The organism is Sorangium sp. So ce394, assembly GCF_051474665.1.
Lineage (GTDB): Bacteria > Myxococcota_A > Polyangia > Polyangiales > Polyangiaceae > Sorangium > Sorangium cellulosum_D.
Genome location: NZ_CP150339.1, coordinates 1689717 through 1709921, shown reverse-complemented (window position 1 = coordinate 1709921; position 20205 = coordinate 1689717). Strand labels below are relative to the sequence as shown.

The 20205-nt window shown below is 73.0% G+C and carries 16 protein-coding genes; 8 read left to right on the top strand and 8 right to left on the bottom strand.

Translation table 11 applies throughout. The features are described 5' to 3' along the window. Positions 1-47: 47 nt before the first annotated feature. Entirely contained in the window at positions 48-2411 is a 2364-nt protein-coding gene (gene ppk1, locus WMF33_RS06260) for a polyphosphate kinase 1 (RefSeq protein WP_437336281.1), read from the bottom strand. 43 nt (positions 2412-2454) lie between these two features. Between ppk1 and panC the strand changes: the two genes are divergently transcribed. Both panC and tmk read left to right on the top strand, forming a co-directional pair. Next, the gene (gene panC, locus WMF33_RS06255; RefSeq protein ID WP_437336280.1) at positions 2455-3339 is read left to right on the top strand and encodes a pantoate--beta-alanine ligase; all 885 of its coding nucleotides are present in this window, start codon (positions 2455-2457) and stop codon (positions 3337-3339) included. After that, positions 3340-4044 (top strand): dTMP kinase, encoded by a 705-nt coding sequence (gene tmk, locus WMF33_RS06250; RefSeq protein ID WP_437336279.1) that lies wholly within the window; start codon positions 3340-3342, stop codon positions 4042-4044. Between the two features lie 109 nt (positions 4045-4153). Here tmk and WMF33_RS06245 read toward each other — a convergent pair whose 3' ends face one another. Next, complete coding sequence (locus WMF33_RS06245; RefSeq protein WP_437336278.1) at positions 4154-5509, bottom strand: hypothetical protein; 1356 nt, start codon at positions 5507-5509, stop codon at positions 4154-4156. Positions 5510-6160: 651 nt separating this feature from the next. Here WMF33_RS06245 and WMF33_RS06240 point away from each other — a divergent pair. Then, positions 6161-7291, top strand: coding sequence for a vWA domain-containing protein (locus WMF33_RS06240; protein WP_437336277.1), 1131 nt, complete (start codon positions 6161-6163; stop codon positions 7289-7291). Between the two features lie 84 nt (positions 7292-7375). On the opposite strand, the gene WMF33_RS06235 is transcribed toward WMF33_RS06240, so the two are convergent. Beyond that, entirely contained in the window at positions 7376-8548 is a 1173-nt protein-coding gene (locus WMF33_RS06235) for a tetratricopeptide repeat protein (RefSeq protein ID WP_437336276.1), read from the bottom strand. A gap of 335 nt (positions 8549-8883) precedes the next feature. On the opposite strand from WMF33_RS06235, the gene WMF33_RS06230 reads away from it, so the two are divergent. Next, positions 8884-9105 (top strand): YdcH family protein, encoded by a 222-nt coding sequence (locus WMF33_RS06230; RefSeq protein WP_020733166.1) that lies wholly within the window; start codon positions 8884-8886, stop codon positions 9103-9105. A gap of 361 nt (positions 9106-9466) precedes the next feature. Here WMF33_RS06230 and WMF33_RS06225 read toward each other — a convergent pair whose 3' ends face one another. The 5 genes from WMF33_RS06225 to WMF33_RS06205 form a co-directional block, all read right to left on the bottom strand. Next, positions 9467-9979: a hypothetical protein gene (locus tag WMF33_RS06225; RefSeq protein WP_437336275.1), complete on the bottom strand. Its 513-nt coding sequence runs from the start codon at positions 9977-9979 to the stop codon at positions 9467-9469. Between the two features lie 154 nt (positions 9980-10133). Then, positions 10134-11363, bottom strand: coding sequence for a serine/threonine-protein kinase (locus tag WMF33_RS06220; RefSeq protein WP_437336274.1), 1230 nt, complete (start codon positions 11361-11363; stop codon positions 10134-10136). 39 nt (positions 11364-11402) lie between these two features. Next, the gene (locus tag WMF33_RS06215) at positions 11403-12803 is read right to left on the bottom strand and encodes a serine/threonine-protein kinase (RefSeq protein WP_437336273.1); all 1401 of its coding nucleotides are present in this window, start codon (positions 12801-12803) and stop codon (positions 11403-11405) included. A gap of 86 nt (positions 12804-12889) precedes the next feature. Beyond that, the gene (locus WMF33_RS06210) at positions 12890-14278 is read right to left on the bottom strand and encodes a formylglycine-generating enzyme family protein (protein WP_437336272.1); all 1389 of its coding nucleotides are present in this window, start codon (positions 14276-14278) and stop codon (positions 12890-12892) included. Then, the gene (locus tag WMF33_RS06205) at positions 14275-15687 is read right to left on the bottom strand and encodes a formylglycine-generating enzyme family protein (protein ID WP_437339451.1); all 1413 of its coding nucleotides are present in this window, start codon (positions 15685-15687) and stop codon (positions 14275-14277) included. The genes WMF33_RS06210 and WMF33_RS06205 overlap by 4 nt, the downstream gene beginning before the upstream one ends. A 240-nt stretch (positions 15688-15927) precedes the next feature. Between WMF33_RS06205 and WMF33_RS06200 the strand changes: the two genes are divergently transcribed. From WMF33_RS06200 to WMF33_RS06185, 4 genes are all read left to right on the top strand, one after another. Further along, on the top strand, positions 15928-16881 hold the full coding sequence (locus WMF33_RS06200) for a hypothetical protein (RefSeq protein WP_437336271.1): 954 nt from the start codon (positions 15928-15930) through the stop codon (positions 16879-16881). Positions 16882-16907: 26 nt separating this feature from the next. Next, complete coding sequence (locus tag WMF33_RS06195) at positions 16908-17942, top strand: PEGA domain-containing protein (RefSeq protein WP_437336270.1); 1035 nt, start codon at positions 16908-16910, stop codon at positions 17940-17942. Positions 17943-18162: 220 nt separating this feature from the next. Continuing rightward, positions 18163-19533, top strand: a complete 1371-nt coding sequence (locus tag WMF33_RS06190) for an AAA family ATPase (protein ID WP_437336269.1) — start codon at positions 18163-18165, stop codon at positions 19531-19533. A gap of 348 nt (positions 19534-19881) precedes the next feature. Further along, positions 19882-20178, top strand: a complete 297-nt coding sequence (locus tag WMF33_RS06185) for a hypothetical protein (protein WP_437336268.1) — start codon at positions 19882-19884, stop codon at positions 20176-20178. Positions 20179-20205: the final 27 nt, after the last annotated feature.

The following is a 20205-nucleotide window of genomic DNA, read 5'->3' as shown; positions in this document are numbered from 1 at the left end:
CCTCGCTCGCACCCGGCCGGCGCAAGGCCGCCCGGGCGCGCCGTCGGTCAGGACAGGCCCTTCTTCTTCTTGCCGCCCTTGCGGTGCCGCGACTCCCCGTCCGGCGCGCTCGCGGGCACGCGGAGGATGTGGAAGCGCCCGCCGCCGCGCGCCAGCGGATCGCTGAGCTTCACCCGCTCGCGCGCGAGCTCGATGAAGCGCTGCTGCGACCGCAGCGGCGGGGCGCCGCTCGGCACCTGGAGCTTGTGGTAGCTGCCGTCGCTCGCGAGCTCCCAGGTCTTCGCCGTGTCCGAGGTCACGGTGTTCAGCATGTCGTCGACGCGCGAGCGGATGGCCGGCTCGATGATCGGGACCATCAGCTCCACCCGGCGGTGGAAATTGCGCGGCATCCAGTCGGCGCTCGACATGTAGACCTCCTCGTTGCCGCCGTTCGCGAACCGGAACAGCCGCTTGTGCTCGAGGAAGCGATCGACGATCGCGCGCACCTGGATCCGCTCCGAGAGGCCCGGGATCCCCGGCCGAAGGCAGCAGATGCCGCGCACCGCGAGCTTGATGTCGACCCCGGCCTGCGACGCCGCGTAGAGCGCGTCGATGACGTCGACGTCCACGAGCGCGTTCATCTGCGCCACGATCTCCGCCTTGCGCCCGGCCCGCGCGTGCGCCGCCTCGCGCGCGATGAGCCCCAGCACCGCCTCGTGCAGGCCGAGCGGCGCCACGATGAGGCGGTTCCACTTGGGCGGCGCGCTGTAGCCGGTCAGCAGGTTGAAGAGCGACGTCATGTCCTCGCCGATCTCCCGGTTCGCGGTGAACAGGCCGATGTCGGTGTAGAGCCGCGCGGTCTGCGGGTTGTAGTTGCCCGTCGACAGGTGCACGTAGCGGCGCAGCTTGTCCTTCTCGCGCCGCACGACCAGCAGCGCCTTCGCGTGCGTCTTCAGCCCGAGCAGGCCGTAGATCACCTGCACGCCGCTCTGCTCGAGCGTCCTCGCCCACTGGATGTTGCTCGCCTCGTCGAAGCGCGCCTTCAGCTCGACGATGGCCGTCACCTGCTTGCCGCTCTCGGCCGCGCGCGCGAGCGCCTTCAAGATCGGCGAGTCGCCGCCGGTCCGGTAGAGCGTCTGCTTGATCGCGAGGACGTTCGGATCGTCCGCCGCGCGGGAGACGAACTCGGCGATCGGATCGAACGACTCGTACGGGTGGTGCAGGAGCACGTCCTGCTCCCGGATGACGGCGAAGATGTCCTCGACGTCGCGGAAGAGCGGCGGGACCTGCGGCGAGAACGGCTCGTCGCGGTACTCGCGGCGCTCGTCGTCCGCGACGATGCCCATGAGATCGGCGATGTGGAGCGGCCCAGGCACCCGGTAGACGGCGAGCGACGCGTCGACCTTGAGGGCGCGGCAGAGCCGCTGGACCGAGGTGCCGGCGCCCTCGCCGATGCCGATCTCCAGCCGCACGGCGTTGCCGCGGTCGCGCCGGCGGAGCTCGGCCTGGATGGTCTCGAGGAGGTCCTCGCCCTCCTCCTCGTCGATCTCGAGGTCCCAGTTCCGGGTGACGCGGAAGGGGTATGTGCCGCGCAGCCTGCCGGAGGGGAAGAAATCCTTCACGTGGCGGGCGATCACGTCCTCGAGCAGGACGAAGGCGCGCGTCGCGCCCTCCACGCGGACCTTCATCAGCCGGCTCAGCATCGGCGGCACCTGGATGACCGCGAAGCCGGGCTCCTGCGCCTCGTGCTCCCGGGAGAACATGATCCCGAGGTTGATCATCTTGTTGCGCAGGTGCGGGAACGGGTGCCCCGGGTCGATCGCGATCGGCGTCAGGATCGGGAAGATGTCCGTGCGGAACCGATCGTCGAGCGCGCTGAGCTCGGTCGGGCCGAGCTCGTCCGGCTTGACGATCACGATGCCGGCGCGCTGGAGCGCCGGGATGAGGTCCGAGTTCCACAGCTGGTAGGCGTCGTCGACGAGCGCGTGGACCCGCGCGCCGATCGCCACGAGCTGCTCGTGCGGCGTGAGCCCGTCCGGCGGGACCTCCGCGATCGTGCGCAGCGTCTGCGCCTGGAGCCCGGCGACGCGCACCATGAAGAACTCGTCGAGGTTGGAGAAGAAGATGCTCAGGAATTTGAGGCGCTCGAACAGCGGCACCTCGTGCGATCTCGCCTCCGCCAGCACCCGCGCGTTGAACTCGAGCCACGAGAGCTCCCGGTTCAAGTAATGATTCGGGTCCCCCTCGATCGGGATCGGCCCCGACGCGGCAGGGATCGACACCGGGCCGCTCGCCGGGGCGGCGCTCGACCCCGACCTCGCGCCGGCCGAGTCGCCGGAGCCCGCGGCGGGCCGGTCGGCCTGAGCGGTATCCGAGTCGCCGCCTGGGCCGGAGGCGAAGGTGGTGTCGCTGGAAGAGGGCAGGTCGATCATGGTCGAAGCTCCGAATTTAGCCCAGGTCTGGTAGGGTCCGCCCATGGAATTCTGGCGACATCCGGACGAGCTGAGGCGCGCTTGCGAGCGGGCGCGCGCGGCGGGGCGCCGCGTCGGCCTCGTTCCGACGATGGGCGCGCTCCACGCAGGCCACCTCGCGCTGATCGCCGAAGCGCGGCGGAGAGCGGACTTCGTGGCGGTGACCATCTTCGTCAACCCGACGCAGTTCGGCGCGGGCGAGGACCTCGCGCGCTACCCGCGGACGCTCGAGCGCGACCGTTCCGCCTGCACCGAGGCCGGCGCCGCCGGCGTGTTCGCGCCGGACGTCGACGCGATGTACCCGCCCGGCGAGGAGACGCGCGTGCGCGTCGGCGCGACGGCGGCCCCGCTCTGCGGCGTCCATCGACCCGGGCACTTCGAGGGCGTCGCCACCGTGGTCGCGAAGCTGTTCGCGCTCGCCGGCCCGTGCGTCGCCGTCTTCGGCCGGAAGGACTACCAGCAGCTCCAGGTGATCCGGCGGCTCGTCGCCGACCTGTTCCTGCCCGTCGAGGTCGTGGGCTCGACGACGGTGCGCGAGCCCGACGGCCTCGCCATGTCGTCGCGCAACGCGTACCTCTCGCCCGAGCAGCGGAGCGCGGCGCGCGCCATCCCGCGCGCGCTGGCCGAGGCATGCCGCGCCTTCTCCCGCGGCGAGCGGCGCCCCGCCGCGCTCCTCGAGCCGGCGCGCGCGCGCCTCGCGGCCGTGGCGACGAGCATCGATTACGTCGACCTCGCCGACCCGGAGTCCCTCGCGATCCGGAGCGAGGAGGCCGCGGTCGGCGACCGGGCGCTGCTCGCGGTCGCCGTCCGCCTCGGGACGGCGCGCCTCATCGACAACGTCGTCCTCGGGGAGGACGCGCCGCCCGTCGCGGTCGAGGAGATCGGGTAGATGATGGCGAGGACGAGCGCCGAGCAGGAGGGCCCCGCCCCGTCCCCGCGCCCGGCCGGACAGGCCGGCCGCGGTGTCTTCCTCGTCTTCGAGGGCATCGACGGCGCCGGCACGAGCACGCAGGCCGAGCGCTACGCGGCGCACCTCAGGGCCGCGCGACGCCTCGTCCACGTCACCCGCGAGCCGAGCGCCGGGCCGGTGGGCGCGCTGCTCCGGCAGGTGCTCACCCACCGGATCTCGCTGCCCAGCGCCCGCCAGGCCGAGGTGATGGCGCTCCTCTTCTCGGCCGACCGCCTCGATCACCTCGGCGCGGAGGTCGAGCCGCTCCTCCGCGACGGGTACGTCGTGATCTCGGATCGCTACGACCTCTCGAGCCTCGCCTACCAGTCCACGACGGCGGCCGGCGGCGGGGAGCCCGCGGATATCCTCGAATGGATCCGGACGCTGAACCGTTACGCACGGCGGCCCGACGCCACGGTGGTGATCGACGTCGCGCCGGAGATCGCCGAGCAGCGGCGCCGCCGCCGCGGGGGGGCGGAGGAGCTGTTCGAGAAGACCGAGCTGCAGGCGCGGCTCGCGGAGGCCTACCGCCGGGCGGAGGAGCTCGTGCCGGGGGACCGCGTCATCCACATCGACGGGGGTGGCGCGGTCGAGGAGGTCTCCCGCGCGATCGCCGCCGCGCTCGCGCCGGTCGTGGAGCGGTGAGCCGGGGCGGCGGCGCCTCGATCCGCCGCGAGGAGCCGCGGAGCGCGCAGCGCCCCTGTGCCGCCGCGCGCCCTCCGCGCCTCGCTGGCCCGAGCCTCCGAGTCGCGCGCTACGGGCAAGCCGCGTTCGCGATCTCCACGTCGTCGATATTCCAGCTCGATACGGTGTCGACGAAGGAGTCCCGCCCGATCTCGTAGCCGAACCGGATCCGCAGGCGCGCGCTTTTGTGGGGGGTCAGGTCGTAACGGATCTTCGTCCAGGCCGGGTCGCGGACGCCTGGGTAGGTCCCCGACTCGAAGAGCACATGCCACCGGACGCCGTCGTAGACCTCGACCCGGTTCGTCATGTGGGGCGCCTCATCGCTGTTCAGGAGGCGCCAGAAGGTCAGATACACGCCGCCCTCGACATCGGCGTCGATCACCGGGCTCGTCAGATAGAAATACGGGTGAACGCCGGGAGGCGCGTTCCCTCCGATGACCACGCCGGCCACCCCGTTGTCCGGCGTCTCCGTATGATCGAGCGCCGGATCGGCGTGCCCGTAGGTCTGCCCGGTGGACGCCGCCGCCGGGCCGATCTGCCAGGTCGGACCGAGCTCCCACCCGGCCGCGTTGCTCTCGAACGTATCCCGGAAATAGACGGCCGGCGTCGCCGCGGCGCCGCCGCCCTGGCAGACGCCGGCCAGGCAGGACTCCCCCACGGTGCACCAGTCGCTGTCGACGCAGACGCCCCCGTCGGGGACCGAGCGCGCCGTGCACACCCCGGCGTCGCTGCAGACGCCGCGCGTGCAGCCGACCGTCTGTGAGGAGCACGAGGCCCCGGGGGTAGGCATGGAAATACAGGCGCCGTGCTCGTCGCAGACGCCACGATTGCACTCGTCGGTCCCGGAGAGGCAGGCGCCGCCCGGCGCGATCGGCTCAGCATAGCAATTGCCAGAGCCCGGATCACAGGCGCCATCGTTGCACCCGGCGCTCAGCGCGCTGCAGTCCTTGGGGACGCCTCCCTCGCAGCGGCCGCTCTGGCAGGTCTTGCCGACCATGCACAGGTCGCCGGAGTCCGCGCACGGCGCGCCCTCGTTCCCGGGGACCGCCTCGCACGCACCGGTGGCCGGGTTGCACTCGCCCACATGACAGGAGTCCGGCACTTGGAAGAAGAAGCAATCCCGCTGGGTCCCGACGCACGCGCCGTCCGCGCACGCGGCGTTGAGGACGCAGCGATCTTCCGTCGCGCACGGCGCCCCGTCCTCCTTCGGCTCCACCCCGCAGCGGGGCTCGCCGCGCGCGTCGACGCACGTGACGACATGACAGCTGTCCGGCTCGATGCCGCAGTCCTCCTGCGCGCCGCCCTGACAGGCGCCGTCCGCGCACGCCTCGCCGACCGTGCAGGCGTCCCGGTCGTCGCAGGGCTCCCCGCCCGCGCTGGGGACGAGCTCGCACTTGCGCGTCGCCTCGTTGCACACGGCCGCCATGCACTGCGGCGTCGGGACGAGCGAACAGTCGATCTCGCACGGAGCGCCGGCCCCGCCCCCGCCGCCCCCGCTCGCGCCCGCCGCGCCGGCAGCGCCGCCGTCACCCGCCGCGCCCGAGCTGCCAGCGGACGTCGCGGTCGAACAGCCGAGATCCGTCAGGGCGACAGCGGAAATTACCCATGGAATCCACCTAGTCATGTTCGCCTCTCTCGAGCAATCGTGACGCACCTCGTGGGAATTACGCGTCCTTCGCGGCTGCGCAAGGAAACATGATGTTCCGGCGCGCGAGCACCCGGAACGGTCCGCGCGCGCCGCGGCCACCGGCGGCCGCGGCGCGCGCCGAACGCGGAACGCGGAACGCGGCGCGCGGCGCGCGGGGAGCAGCGCGCGGCGTCGACGAGCACACGAGGCCTCTCGCGCCGCGAGAGGCCGTGAGGAGCCACGAAAGCAAAGACAGCGACGAGAGCAAAGACATCACGTCGCCAAGAAGGCCCACAAACCGGAGAGCCCCTATCGCCCCTCCCTCGAGAGTTGCAGTATGCTGACGAGATCGTCTCGGAGCTCGGCCACCCCTCGATAGACAGACCACTTCGCGCGTGGAGCCCTCGCGACCGCGAGCCACGTCGCATCAATTTGAAGAGGAGCGCAGAGATGTCCTTCCGACGTCATTTGGTGTTTGCCCCTTTCCTCGTCGCCGCCGGGCTGGCCGCGCCATCGGGCGGCTGCGCGGCCACCGACGAGAGGAGGCCCGCGCGCGTCGACCCGCCGGAGGACGGCGGGGACGGCGGCGGCACCTTCGGAGCGAGCGCCACGGGCGGAGGCGCGTCGCTCGGCTCGGGAGGGTTCGGCGCGACCGGCGAGGGCGGCTTCGACGAGGGGTCCTCCTGCGCCCAGACGAGCGCGGCGGCCGCGCTCATGCCGCTCGATATGCTCATTCTGCTCGATCGCTCCGGGAGCATGCTCGGCGAGAAATGGAGGGGCGTCACGAGCGCGCTCTCCACGTTCGTGAACGACGCCGCCTCCGCCGGGATGAACGTGGGGCTGACCTACTTCCCGCGCGGCAACAACGGAACGAACGACTGCGAGCACACGGCCTATGACGAGCTCGCGGTCTCCATCGGCGAGCTGCCGCTGCACACGCCGGAGATCTGCGCCTCCATCCAGGGCACCGCGCCGGGCGGGGGGACGCCCATGCGCCCGGCCCTCCAGGGGGTGCTCTCGAACGCGACCGCCTACAAGGACGAAAACCCGTCCCACAAGGTCATCGTCGTGCTCGCGACCGACGGCGATCCCTCCGGGTGCGCCGACAACACCGTCGCGAGCACCGCGCAGATCGCGCAGCGGGCGCTCAACTACAACGGCGTCCAGACCTACGTCGTCGCCGTGGAAGGCTCGACCGTGGCCAACCTGGATCAGATCGCCGCCGCGGGCGGGACGGCGCGGGCGTTCGACGTCACCGCGGACGTCGCCGCGTTCTCGGCGAAGATGGCCGAGATCCGCGCGTCGGCGCTGCCGTGCGAGCTCCTCATCCCCGCCCCGCCCGCGGGCGCGACGCTGGACACGAGCCGGGTCGCGGTGAAGTTCGCGACGGCGAGCGCCAGCGCGCTGGAGATCCCGAAGGCGGACGGCGAGGACGACTGCGGCGCGGGGCCAGGGTGGTATTACGACGACGAGCTGCTCCCGAAGAAGATCGTCCTCTGCCCCGCGTCCTGCAGGGCGGTGCAAGGCGAGGTGCATGCGAAGCTCGACGTGCTCTTCGGGTGCGAGCCGACGCTGAACTGAGCGCCGCGCGCCCGGCCGCCGCCGCCCGCGCATGGCCCAGGGCCGCCGCCCGCGCGCGGCGCTCGGGCCGCCGCCCGCGCGGGATCACGGCCGCCGCGGCGCCTCGGTCTTCAGGGCGTCGAGCGCGGCCAGGAGCTCGGCCTCGGTGAACGGGAGCCGCGCCAGGGCCGCCTGCTCGTCGGCGAGCGAGAGCTCGATCTCGCGCTGCGCGTCGCGGGCCCGGAGCACCCACGAAGGCGCCTCCCCGGTGCGATCGCCGAGGCGGACGGTGCCCGCCAGCATCTTCTGCCCCTTCTCCAGGAGCACGCGGTAGCGCAGGCGCATCGCCCCCTCGAAGAGCTGCTTCTTCCTCGGGGTGTCGGCGCTCGGCGGCGGCGGGACCTGCATCACGTCGCGGTGGAGCTCCTTGTAGAGCTGCCCGATGCGGTAGCCGGCCATCGCCGACCAGTGGGCGTCGAGGCTCCGCATGGCCTCGGTGTAGGCGCTCTGCGCGTCGAGCAGCCCCTGGCAGCGCCGCTCCAGCGCCTCGGCGAAGTTCGCCGGCACCGGCGCGAAGGTGATCGCCTCGCTCCGGCGCCGCCGCACCTCGCCGAGCGCGAAGCTCACCTGCGCGAGCTCGAGCGGCGGCTTGCCCGCCTCGCCCAGCCGGTGCGCCTCGATGAGATCGCGCGCGAGCCCGACCTGACGCGCCGCCTCATCCACGAGATCCTGCTCGACGAGGCCGAGCGCGAGGGCGCCGCGCGCCTCGATCGCCTCGAGGACGCTCAGATCGCCGAGGCCGAGCAGGCGGCGCGCGACCTCGACGAGCTCGGGCCACCGCTCGAGGGCGGCCGCCGCGCGCGCGAGCCGGAAGAGGGCGCCGCGCGCGACCGCGTGGTCCGGGAAGCGCCGCGCGACCTCGCGGTAGCGCTCGGCCGCGAGCGCGCGATCGCCGAGCGCCTCGTGCGCGAGCCCGGCGTTGAACAGGCTGGGCGGCGCGACCTCGCCGTCCGGCGCGAGGCGGACCAGCCGATCGAACAGGGGCGCCGCCTCGCGCGCCTTGTCGGCCAGGAGCAGCGCGCGCGCCCGCTCGAACTCCGCCGCGAGCTCCGCGTCCGAGTAGGGCGAGACGACGACCGGCGCGAGCTCGACCGGCGACCGCGCCGAGGCCGCCTGCGGGGACCGCGCCGGGGCCGGCGCCGTGGCCTGGGAGGTGCATCCCACCAGGGCGACCACTGCGGTCAGGACGGCGAGCGGGGCGATGCGTGGAAGCGGCATGGCCTGGGAAGAATAGCCCCACGGTCGAGGTTGTCCCTCTCGCGCGGACGGAGACGGAGATGCCAGCCTGGCCGTCCGGAACGAAGGTGTACTGCTGTGCGCCTGTAGGGCAATCCCTGGTTTCAGCTGATGATCCGGGATGTTACAGAGGGTACCCCCCGACAAAAAGCCTGCATCGAGCCGCCATGATGCGGTAATCTCGCTTCGTTCAACAGGCCGCTGTTCGCTCATAGCTCGCGGCGGCGATCTCCTCTCCAGCGACGATCGGAACGAGGGCTTCTGCTGTGGGCTCTCGAAGGCATCACGGCCCTCTTGTGGGCCTTGGAGGTGGGTACATGAAGCATCAGATCATCTCTCCTCGCGCGGTGACGGCAGTCGGCCCGGAGCAGCGGCTGAGTATGGCGGAAGCGCGTCATCGCGAGCTCGATTCGCGGCTCAGGCAGCTGGGTCGACGGGCCTTCTTAACACCGGGGGAGAGGATGGAGGCAGCCCAGCTCAAGAAACACAAGCTCGCAGCGAAGGACGAGATCGAGTCGCTGCGCCGGCGGATGTCGTAGCGCGACCCGGCTGACCAGCGATCCCACAGCGCCGCGCACGGCGCCCCGCCCTACGTCTCCTCTCGCAGTTCCTGTCCAGGCCATCCAGCGCGCCCACACGGTGGGACGCTCGCACGAAGCGCACGACGAGCGCGCGGTGCAGTACCGGTGCGCGACGCGGGCGCGGAACGATGCAGGCGCCCGGAACGACGCGGAAGCGCGGAACGACGCGGGCGCCCGGAACGACGCGGGCGCCCGGAACGATGCGCGGGCGCGGAACGACGCGGGCGCCCGGAACGATGCGCGAGCGCGGAACGACGCAGGCGCACGGGCGCCGGTGACGCGCAGGGGCGCGAGCACCGCGGACGCGGGCGCGCTGCGGTCAGAGCGTGGGCGCCGAGGGCTCCGGCGATTCGGCGGGCGATGCAGGCGCAGCGTCGGGCTGCGCCGCGGCTCCGGGTGCGGCGCCCTCCGGCAGCGTCTCGGCGCCGCCGTACACGTCGCGGTTGAGATCCGCGAGCGTCTCGGTGAGCCGGCCCTTCTGCTCGCTCGTGATGCCGCCGGGGGTCTGCTTCTCGATCGCCGCGGCGAGCCCGAGCCAGTGGCGCGCGTTGTCGCGGTAGCCCTTGCGCGGATCGGCGACACCGGTGCCCTGCGGCGCAAGATCGGCCAGGCGGTAGTCCGTCATGCCCCGGAGGTAGGCGTACTGCGCCCGCTCCGGGACCGAGAACGAGTCCATGTCGTGCTCGAGCACGCGGAACAGCGCCAGCGCCTGCTCGAACCGGTTCGCCTCGTAGTGGCTGCGGGCACGATCGAGATCCTGATTGTAGGTCGCGCAACCCGGCGCGAGGGCGAACGACGAGAGGAGAAGGACGCACGAGACCAGGCGGCGCATGCGCGGAGGGTATCTCCCGCGTCGCGGCGCGATCAAGCGGGAAGGCAGCGCGCCGCGCGACACGGCGACGGGGGCCGCGATCGGAGCGGAGCGTCGAGGCGCCGCGCCCGAGGGTCGGGGGCCCGCCCGCGCGCCGCGAGACCGCCGGCGCCGCTCACCGCAGGAGGGTCGCCGCGAGCACGCCGCCCACCGCGAGGAGCGCGATCCCGAGCACGACGACCGCCCAGATCAGGCCGCGCACCGACGGCGGCGCCGCCGCGACCGCGCCAGGCGCCGCCGCCGAGGCCAGGGGGGCCGCCGGGGCGCGCGGCGCGGCGGGGACCGACGGCGCGACGGCCGGCGGCGTCACGGCGGCGACCGCCAGCGTCGCGGCCCCGGCCGGCAGCGTCGCGGCGGCGGCGGGCGGGGCGGCGTCGTTCGAGGCCAGGGCGACGGTGTCGGCCGCGTCCCACGCCTCGGCCCGGGAGCCCGCGGCCGACGGCGACCGCGCGCCCGGGAGGCCCGCCGAGGGGCCGCGCTCCATCGAGTCGGCCGTGCCCGACGCCACCATGAACGCCTCCGCGAGCTCCCTGGCCGAGGCGAAGCGCGCGTCCGGATCGACGGCGAGCGCCTTGCGCATCCAGGCCTCGACCTCCGCGGGGATGCGCGCGGAAGGCGCCGCCGCCGACAGCGCGGGCGCGGGCGTCCCCAGGATCTTCGCGATGAGCGGGCCGAGGGCCGGGGCCGTGAAGGGGCGCTGGCCGGTGAGGCACTCGAAGACCACGATTCCCAGGGACCACAGGTCAGACCGGTAATCGACGCTCTTCAGGCCTTTCGCCTGCTCCGGGCTCATGTAGTAAGGCGTCCCGAGGAGCGCGCCGGTGCGCGTGGGATCCATCCCTGCGATGGAGAGCGCGTCCGTCGCCTTCGCCACCCCGAAATCGAGGATCTTGACGATCTCGCCGTCATCCTCGCGCGCCATGAAGATGTTCTCGGGCTTGATGTCGCGGTGCACGAGCCCGGCCTCGTGGGCGCGCGCGAGGGCGCGGCACACGTGAGATACGATCTTCGCCGTCTCCGACAGCGTGATTCGCCCGCGCGCGGAGAGCCGGTCGCGCAGCGTCTCGCCCGCGAGGCACTCCATCGCGATGTAAGGCAATCCATGGTCGGTCATGCCATGGTCGAGCACCTTGACCACATGGGCGCTGCGGATCCGCGCGGCGAGCTGCGCCTCGCGATCGAAGCGCGCGCGGGCGCTCGCGTTCTTCGCGACCTCGACGTCGATGAGCTTGATGGCCACCGGCGTGCGGAGCGACAGGTGCTCTGCCAGCCACACCGAGCCCATTCCGCCCTTGCCGAGGAGCCGGGCAAGGCGGTACTTCCCGGCGATACATTGACCTTCCATGGCGTGCGCTCACGGTAACGCGGAGCGCGCCGGTCGTCATCAGTACGGGAGTTGGTCGACGATCCCCCTCGCCGGCTGGCTCGGCGCCGGGGGCGTCACAGGCGGCGTCGCCGAGGGCGCCGCCGCCGTACCGGAGGGCGCCTTGGACGAAGGCCGCCTCGCAGAAGGCACGGCGGACGGCGCGGCGGCCTCCGCAGCGCGATCGTCTCGGGCGAGGGCGGCCGGGGGCGCCGCGCTCGGCGCGGGGGACGGAGGGGGCGCCGGGACGGACGCGCGCGCGCCCGCCGCTTCGGCCGACGTGGACGCCGGAGGCGCGGGCGCGCCCTCCGCTTCGGCCGGCGTGGAGACCAGCGGGGCGGGCGCGTCCGCCGCAGGGCGGAGCGCCGCGAACGCCGCGACGCCGATCGCCGCGAGGAACGCGGCGCCTGCGCCCGCCCGCCTCAGCGACCTCGCGGGGCCGCCTCGATCCGAGACGGCGGCGGGCGCGGCGGAGCGCGGGGGCGCGGCGAGCGGCGCGAGCGCGCCGACCACCTTGCCGCCCGCGAGCGCGCCCGGCGACGCCGGGTCGGCGTGGCGGCCGAGGACCTCGACGAGGGGCCCGAGATCGGCGAGCCGATCCTCGCGCCGCTTCCGCAGGCAGCGGTCGAGCACGTCGGCGACGTCCGCGGGCAGGTCGGGGACGGCCGACCGGATCGACGGCACCTCGCGCTGCAGGAACGCCGTGTACATCTCGCCGAGGGTCTCGAACTCGAGCGGCCTCCGGCCGGCGAGCGCCTCGAAGAGGATGACGCCCATGGCCCAGATGTCCGCCCGATGATCGATGTCCTTCTCGCTCATCGCCTGTTCGAAGGACATGTAATGCGGCGTCCCGAGGATCGAGCCAGTGCTGGTGTTGGCTCCATGGGTCTCCGCGCTGATGGAGGTCGGGTCGAGCACCTTGGCGATGCCGAAGTCGAGCACCTTGGGCACGCACCCGCCGGCCTGGGGCTCGGAGAGGAAGATGTTGTCCGGCTTGAGATCGCGGTGGACGATCCCCTTGTCGTGCGCGGCGCGGAGCGCGGCGGCGACCGGCGCGAGGAGCCGCGCCGCCTCGTGGAGGTGCAGGGCGCCCCTGCGTCTGCGCAGCGCGGAGAGCGGCTCGCCGCGGAGCAGCTCCATGACCATCACGGGCGTGTGATCGTCGCCCTCGAAGACGTCGAGCACCTCGATCACGTTCGGGTGCTGGATCGCGGTCGCCGCCCTGGCCTCGCGGAGGAAGCGCCGAGTCTGCGCGGCGTCGGCGACGCCGCGGACCACCTTGAGCGCCACGTCGCGCCCGGTGCCGAGGTTCCTGGCCGCGTACACCTCGCCCATCCCCCCGCGGCCGATGAGGCGCTCGATCCGGAAGTGCCCGGCGACGACCTTGCCGGCCGGGAAGGAGCCCTGGAGATCGTCCGACACGAGCGCAGCGTACCGTGGTTCCCGGCCGGACCCAATCCTCGGCGGCGCGGTCACATCGGTCACATCGGTCTCATCGGTCACATCGATTACATGGATTGCGCGCACCGGAAGCCCGTCGCCTGATTGAACGTCGACGGCCCGTCATGGCTGCGCGCGGTGGCCTGCGCCGAGAGCTTGTAACCCGCCCAGGAGCTCCCGCGATAGGAGAAGGCCTGCGCCGCGCCGGGCGCCGGCGCGCGGCACACCGGATCGACGAGGAGCGCTCCGCCCGGCCGCCAGCACGGCGCCGTGTAGGGGGCGAAGGTGTCGGCCACCCACTCGGACATGCTGCCCGCGAGGTTCCGGACGCCGAGGGCGGTCACGTCGCCCGGCGCGCCTCCGGCGACCGGCCCCCAGGGCACCGTCCCGCCGAGCGGGCGACAGCCGGCGTTCTCGAACACGCCCGCGTCGGCTTCCATCGGGTGCCGGCCCCTGCCGAGCAGGGCCGTCGCGCAGAGGTCGCCGGCGTTGCCCCACGGATAGGCCGTCTCGTCGGCGAGGTTGCCGGCCGTATACTCCCACTCGGCCTCGGTCGGGAGCCGCTTCCCCAGCGCGGAACAGACCTCCTCCGCCTGCGCGTGCGTGACGCAGTTGACCGATAAGGCGTCGTCGTCGCGAACCTCGGCGCCGAGGTACGTGCACGCGCCCCGGCCGGACCCCGGCGCGTCGAGGTCTCGGACGCGGGGCTCGGACCGGAGCTGCCCTGTCGCCACGAGCTCCCGGACCGCGCCCACGGTCACCTCGTCCACGTCGATGGCGAAGGCGCCGAGCTGCACGAGGTGCTCGGGCTGGCTCAGCTCGTCGAGGTCGACGGCGAAGCCCGGTCGAGGCGCGCCGAGCAGGAAGACCCCCCCGGGCACGCACACCATGCCGGCGGGCGCCGGCCCCGCGCAGGGCACCAGGGCCGCGCCCGGCCAGGAGCCGGGCCGGGGCTGGGGCTCGACGTCGGAGAGCAGCGGGAGCACCGGCTCCGGCGCGAGCGCGCCCGTCTCCGGGTCGCAGGTCGCGCCCTCCCCGGGGGCGCTCGGGACGCCGAAGCAGCGCATGGACAGGTCGAGGGCCACGCGCGTCTCGCCCTCGATCAGCGGCGGGAGCACGGCGACGGCGTCGATCAGCGCCGCGGCGTCGGGCAGGCCGTCCGGGCCCGCCTGCTCGGCCCGGTAGAGCCGCGCGCGGACCCGCACGGCGGCGCCCTCGCTCCGCGGGACCACACCGAAGCTGACCGGGAGGCTGTCCGGCCCGTCCACCCCGATGAGCCGCATGCACCCGGTGCAGCTCGCGTCGGTGCCCATCACCTCGAGCAGCAGGTGATCGCCGAACCGGGGCACCGGCGCGTCCGTCGAGACGCTGACGAGCCACTGGCGAGGCTCCGCTCCGCACCCGGAGAGCAGGAGCCCCGCGGCCGCGAGCGCCCCCAGGGAGCGCCGGGCCGTCACGGCGCCCCTCCCGCGTAGACGCACCGGAAGCCGTGCAGCGCGTCCAGCACATCGCCCCTCCGGAACGCAGCGCGGGTGTTCGCGGGGCCGCTGGCCCAGTCTCCCCCGCGCGCAGCGCGCGACCTCGTGGTGTCGTCGTCGCACCGGGGATCGACGAAGATCCCGGGAGCGCCCCAGCAGCCCTCTCCGTAAGGAACAAGCCTGTCGGCGCACAGCTCGCTCAGGTTCCCGCCGAGATCCAGGACGCCGTCCCTGGACACGTCGCCGAGGCCGCCGCACGCCGCCGACGGCGGATGGGCGCCGACCTCCTCCGGCCCCGTCCCGCCGGGGCACAGCGTCCCGCGCCCAGCGCTCGCCGTGCAGCACGCGGGCGACGCGTCGCCCCAGGGATAGACGCGCCCCTGCCCTCGACCTCGCGCGGCGTGCTCCCACTGCGCCTCGGTCGGCAGCTCGCCGCCGCTCGCCCTGCACGCCTCCCGCGCCAGCTTCCACGAGAGGCAGTTGAGGGGGTGATCGTCGTTCGCGCCGTCCGCGGCGCCGAGCCAGCGGCAGCCCGCGAGCGCGCCCCTGTCCGGATCGGGCCCGCTGGGGAGCTCGCCCGCCGCGCCGAGGAGGCCGTCGTTCAGCAGATCGCGGAAGCGGCCGACCGTGAACTCCGTTCGATCCATGAAGAAGGGGCTCACGTAGACCGGCCGCGGCGGCGCGGCGGCGGCGTCGCTCTGCTCGTCGACGCCGGCGAGCTCGGCCTGGCCGAGGAAGCCGAGCCCGCCCGGGATGCAGACGGCGTCGGCGCCCTGCGGCGCGGCCCCGCAGGGCACCTCGCGCGCGCGGGGCCACGTGCCGGCCCGCGTCGCGGAGGCCGGGCCGACGACGAGGCCCTCGGCGGGGGCCGCCGCGCGCCGGGAGCCGTCGAGGCACGTGCGCGGCGGATCGCGCAGCGACACGGGCACGCCGAGGCAGTCGGCGGAGAGCACGAGCTCGATTGTCTCCACGCCGGACGCGGGGAGCGCGACCTCGAGCAGCCGGTCGATCGCGGCCTCGGGCGGAGGATCGATGGTCGAGAACGCCCTGCCCTCGACAGCGTCCTTGCCTCTCGTGGCGACGGCGCCGCGGAACGCCCGGATGCGCAGGCGGAGCACGGCGCTGCCCGCCTCGGGCGTGGCCACCCCGAAGGAGAACGGCCAGGACGACGGATCCGGCAACACGAAGTTGGCCGTGCAGTCGACGTCGTCGATGCAGCTCGGGCGCCACGCGTCGTCGAACCTGTCGAACCGCACCGTATCGACGACCGCCTCCGGAGAGATCGACGGATCGGCGAGGAGCTGCGCGGCGACCGGCGCGTCGGTGTCCACGACGACGAGGAGCTGCGGTCGCTCTCGCCCGCCGCAGGCGCCCGAGTGCACAGCCATGCTGATCACGGCGAGACTCGAGAGCGCGCGCCTCGGTTCCACCACGTTCCGCCTTTCTCGTTGCCGTTCGACCTGCGCCAGGGGTAGCATTCACTGCTACCACCCAGGAGAGGCAGAGCCAAGAAAGATCGAAGGAAGATCGAGTACGAAGATCGAGTACGAAGATCGAGTACGAAGATCGATTGCCGCTCTCGCCGACCGACGAACGCCAAACGCTGCTACCGCTCGCGAGGAGATTGTATGTCGTGGGTAACCCGGCCCGTGCTCGCCGTGCTCTCTCTCTCCCTCGCGGCGGCGCTCTCCCCGGCGTGCGACGGGGGCCCCCTACCCGCGAGCGCGGGGACGTCGGCGAGCACGGGATCGGGGACCGGCGGAGGCGCCGGCGGAGGCGCCGGCGGAGGCGAGGTCACCTACCGGACGAGCGCGTGCGGCGCGTGCGTCGTGGAGACAGCGTGCGTGTCCCAGGTGAACGCCTGCGCGGCCGATCCGGGCTGCGCCGCCTACCTCGACTGCCTCGACGCGTGCCCGCTGGGCCCGAACGGGGACGCGGACGTCGCGTGCGAGAGGGCATGTCCGCCCGTCTCCGGCTCCGCTGGCCAGAGCGCGCAGCAGGCCTTCATCGACTGCCGCGCCTCGGGTCCGGGCGCGCGGTGCGCCGGCTGCGGCCAGGTCCCCGCCGCGACCGACCCGGACTTCCACCAGACGTGCCCGCCGTCGATGGAAGAGAACGAGTGTTACAAGTGCGAAGACGAGCGCTGCTGCGAGACCTACCAGGCGTGCAAAGACGACCAGGACTGCCAGGATCTCGTCGCGTGCATCAAGGCTTGTCCCGGGGGCGCGGACTACCCGCCCTGTGAGGGCCAGTGCTACCAGGATCACGCCGCCGGCTACGAGCGCTACGGTCACCGGGTCGCCTGCATGGAGCACTTCTGCTTCGACGACGACGCCTGCGGCGAGGAGCCGCTCCACCCTTGTGTCGAGTGCCAGATCTCGCACTGCGCCGACGAGATGGCGGCTTGCCATCACGATCTCCAGTGCGCGTTGCTGGAGAGCTGCCAGGTCCAGTGCGAATCCGGGGACCAGGCGTGCCTCACGGCGTGCGAGGAGATGTTCCCGACCGCGGTGGAGACGCACAACGCTCGCCTCGGCTGCGCGCTCGCCCACTGCTTGCCCTCCTGCGGCGGGACCGAATGACGAGGCCGTCGGCGGAGAGCGGCGCGATGCGGACGCGATGGATCCTGGGTGGCCTGGTCGTGGCGGGGTTCGCGCTCTTGGCCGAGGGGCGCGCGAGCGCCGAGGAGCCGAGCGGGCCCGCGGCTCCGGCGGAGGCGACGGCGGCGGACGAGCGCACCGCGCGCGGCAGGGCGGCGTTCCTGCTCGGCGTGCAGCGGTCGAAGGACGCGCAGTGGGGCGAGGCGCTCGCCGCCTTCGAGGAGGCGGCGGCGGCGCGGGACGCGCCGATCGTGCAGTACAACATCGGCTTCTGCGAGCGCGCGCTGGGCCGCTACGTCGCGGCGCGCCGCACCTTCCGCCGCGTGCTCGCGAGCGCGGACGGCCTCGCGCCCGCGCAGCTCGACGACGCCAGGGCGTTCGTCGCCGAGCTGGACGAGCTCGTCGTCCGCGTGGCGGTGACGCTGGATCCTGCGGGGACGCCGCTGACCGTGGACGGGCGCCCGCTCCGCCTGGACACCGAAGGCGGAACCAGGGTCTTCGTCGCGCTCCCGGGGCCGGCGGGGCGCGCGGAGGCGCCGGCGGAGAAGACCTTCACGGTGGAGCTCGATCCCGGCGTCCACCTCTTCCGGGCGGCGCGGCCGGGGCGACAGGATGCGTTCGTCCAGAAGACCTACCGGCCCGGGGAGAGGGCCACGCTCGACCTCCGGCTGGACCTCCTACCCGCGCGCGTCGCGGTGCGCGCCGAGCCGGCGCAGGCGCTCGTCCGCGTGGACGGCCGCGAGGCCGGGCTCGCGCCCATCGACATCGAGCGGCCGCCGGGGAAGTACCGGATCGAGGTGGTGCGCGACGGCTTCGAGACGTACGCGGCGACGCTCGATCTGCACGCGGGGCAGCGGGCGGATCTGACGGCCAAGCTGGTCCCGGTGCGGCCATCGGTGCTGAAGACGTGGTGGTTCTGGACGGGCGCGGCGGCCGTGCTGGCGGGGGGCGCGGCGCTGACGTACGCGCTGACGCGACCGCCGCCGCCCTACGACGGGGGGAGCCTGAACTGGGTCGCGGAGCCGACGGCGATCCGGTGGTGAGGAGAGCCTCGCGGCGCGGGGCCGGCAGGGCCGCGGTGCGGCGCGAGTGCCGGCGCGTGCATGCGACCGAGCTGCGCGGGTCAAGCCGCGAGCCGCCTCCCGATGGGCCTCGCCGCCGATCGACCGCCCGCGGCGGAGCAGCGCGGTCGATCCGGCCGAGCCACGAGGAGCAAGGAGGTGGGCAAGCCGCGGGGCAGCGCGGGCATGGTAGGCTCGAGCGATGATCACGCGGTTCGAGGTCGATGGCTTCAAATCGCTGCGGGATTTCGCGGTCGATCTGGAGCCGCTGACGGTGTTCGTCGGGCCGAACGGGGCGGGAAAGTCGAACCTGCTGGAGGCGATCGGACTGCTGGGGCGGCTCGCATCCATGCCGCTCGAGGAGGCGTTCAAGCTCGGACGGGGGCGGGTGGTCGATCAGTTCAGCCGCTCGGGGGGAGAGGCGGGGAAGACGATCCGCTTCGCAGCCGAGGTGTTGCTGCGAAGCACGCCAGCGCCGTTTCAAGACGGTGAGCCACCGCTGCCGGTCCGTTATCGGTACGAGCTCGTCATAGAGCGTCGGGCGCGTCCGTCAGGCGTCGAGGAGCTCGTGGTCTCCGGAGAATGCTTTCGCGCGCTCGCCGACAAGGAGGGACATCCTCGACGAGAGATCATCCTGCGCCACGAGGACGAAGACGGACGCGAGCGGCGCGTGCTCATCGCGCCCGAATACGAGAGCTGGGCGGGACTGAACTATCACTGTCCACGAACACACGCCGCGCTTGCGGCGCTCAAGACAGGAGCTGGAACCTACCGTATCAACCTCGACTTCCCGAAGGAATTGACCGCTGAGCGTGCTGCCCTCTTCAAGGAGTACGCCGACTTCCGGAACACAAACTCGGAGAGGGGATGGAGGGCGGTCATCAACATCATCACCGACGAGCTCTCCCGTTTCAGCCTCCTCCAGCTCGACGCCGCGCGCCTGCGCGACTCGAGCGAGCGCACCGACTCGGTCGCGCTCGCTCCCGACGCATCGAACCTCCCCACCATCCTTGCCGATCTGCCGGCACCGACGCTCGGAGAGATCCGCGCGGATCTGGTCTCCCTCATCCCGGGGCTCGCCGGCTTCAATGTCGTGCCCGACGACGACAACCTGCGCATCGAGTTCAAGCTCTCCGGCGGCGAGCGCCTCCCGGCTCGACTCGCCTCTGATGGCACGCTGCGCGGCCTAGCGTTGCTCACAGCGCTCCGCGTCGAGCCTCGTCCATCCATCGTTGGCGTAGAGGAGCCTGAGAACGGCATTTACCCAGGCCGCCTGCGCACGCTGCTCTCGCTGCTACGCGAGATAACGACTCGAGGAGACGAAGCCTCTCCTGACTCAGCTCAACCCGCGACGCAGCTCCTCCTCACCAGCCACTCGCCGGTCGTCCTCGCCGCGTTCCGGGACAGACCCGAGCATCTGCGCTTCATGGATCTCGTGCGACGCGACGGCCAGCTCGTAACGCGCGCGCGTGCGGTGGGGCAGCTGAACGCGCCGGGCGACGGCGCGCACATCGTGCCGCTGCGCGAGGTCGACGCGCTCCTCCAGGCGGCAGCCAGCGAGGCCGCCGAATGAGCAGAAAGCGGCTCTATCTCCGCGCAGGACTCTATGCGGAAGGCCGGAGCGACTACGACTTCCTCTTGCCGCTCCTGGATCGCTTGCTGCCAGCGCTCGCGGCGCCGCTGTTCCCAGGGACGAACGAGGTCGACGCGAGCCTCGGGATCGATGCGCCGCCCCCGGCGCAAGGCGAGCGTGCCGAGCGGATCGCAGCTGCCATCGCCGACCGCTGGGCGGAGTGCACGCTGTTCGTGATCCACGCTGACGGCGCAGGCGACCCAGCATCTGCGCGGCGGAGCTCGATTGACCCGGGCATCGAGGCGGCCCGGCGCGCGCACCCGAACGTCGGCGGTTCCGTGCGTTCCAGTGCGCGAGACCGAGGCATGGATGCTGGTCGATGGTCAGGTCTTCCGGACGTTGCTCGGCAGCGGAGCGCAGCCAGCCCTCCCCGCCGAGCCGGAGCGCGAGGCCGATCCCAAGCTGACGCTGGGGCGCGTCATGAAAGAGGGTGGAATGAGGCGAAGACCCGAGCGCCTCTACCGCTTGTTCGGCGAAGAAGTCAGCCTGGAGGCGCTGCGAAGGCTGCCGGCGTTCGAGCTCTTCGAAGCGGAGCTCGCAGAGGCGATCCGCGCCGTGGCGCGCTCACAGGATTGGTCGGGCTGACCCGATCCCAGGGACAGGAACCCGTGA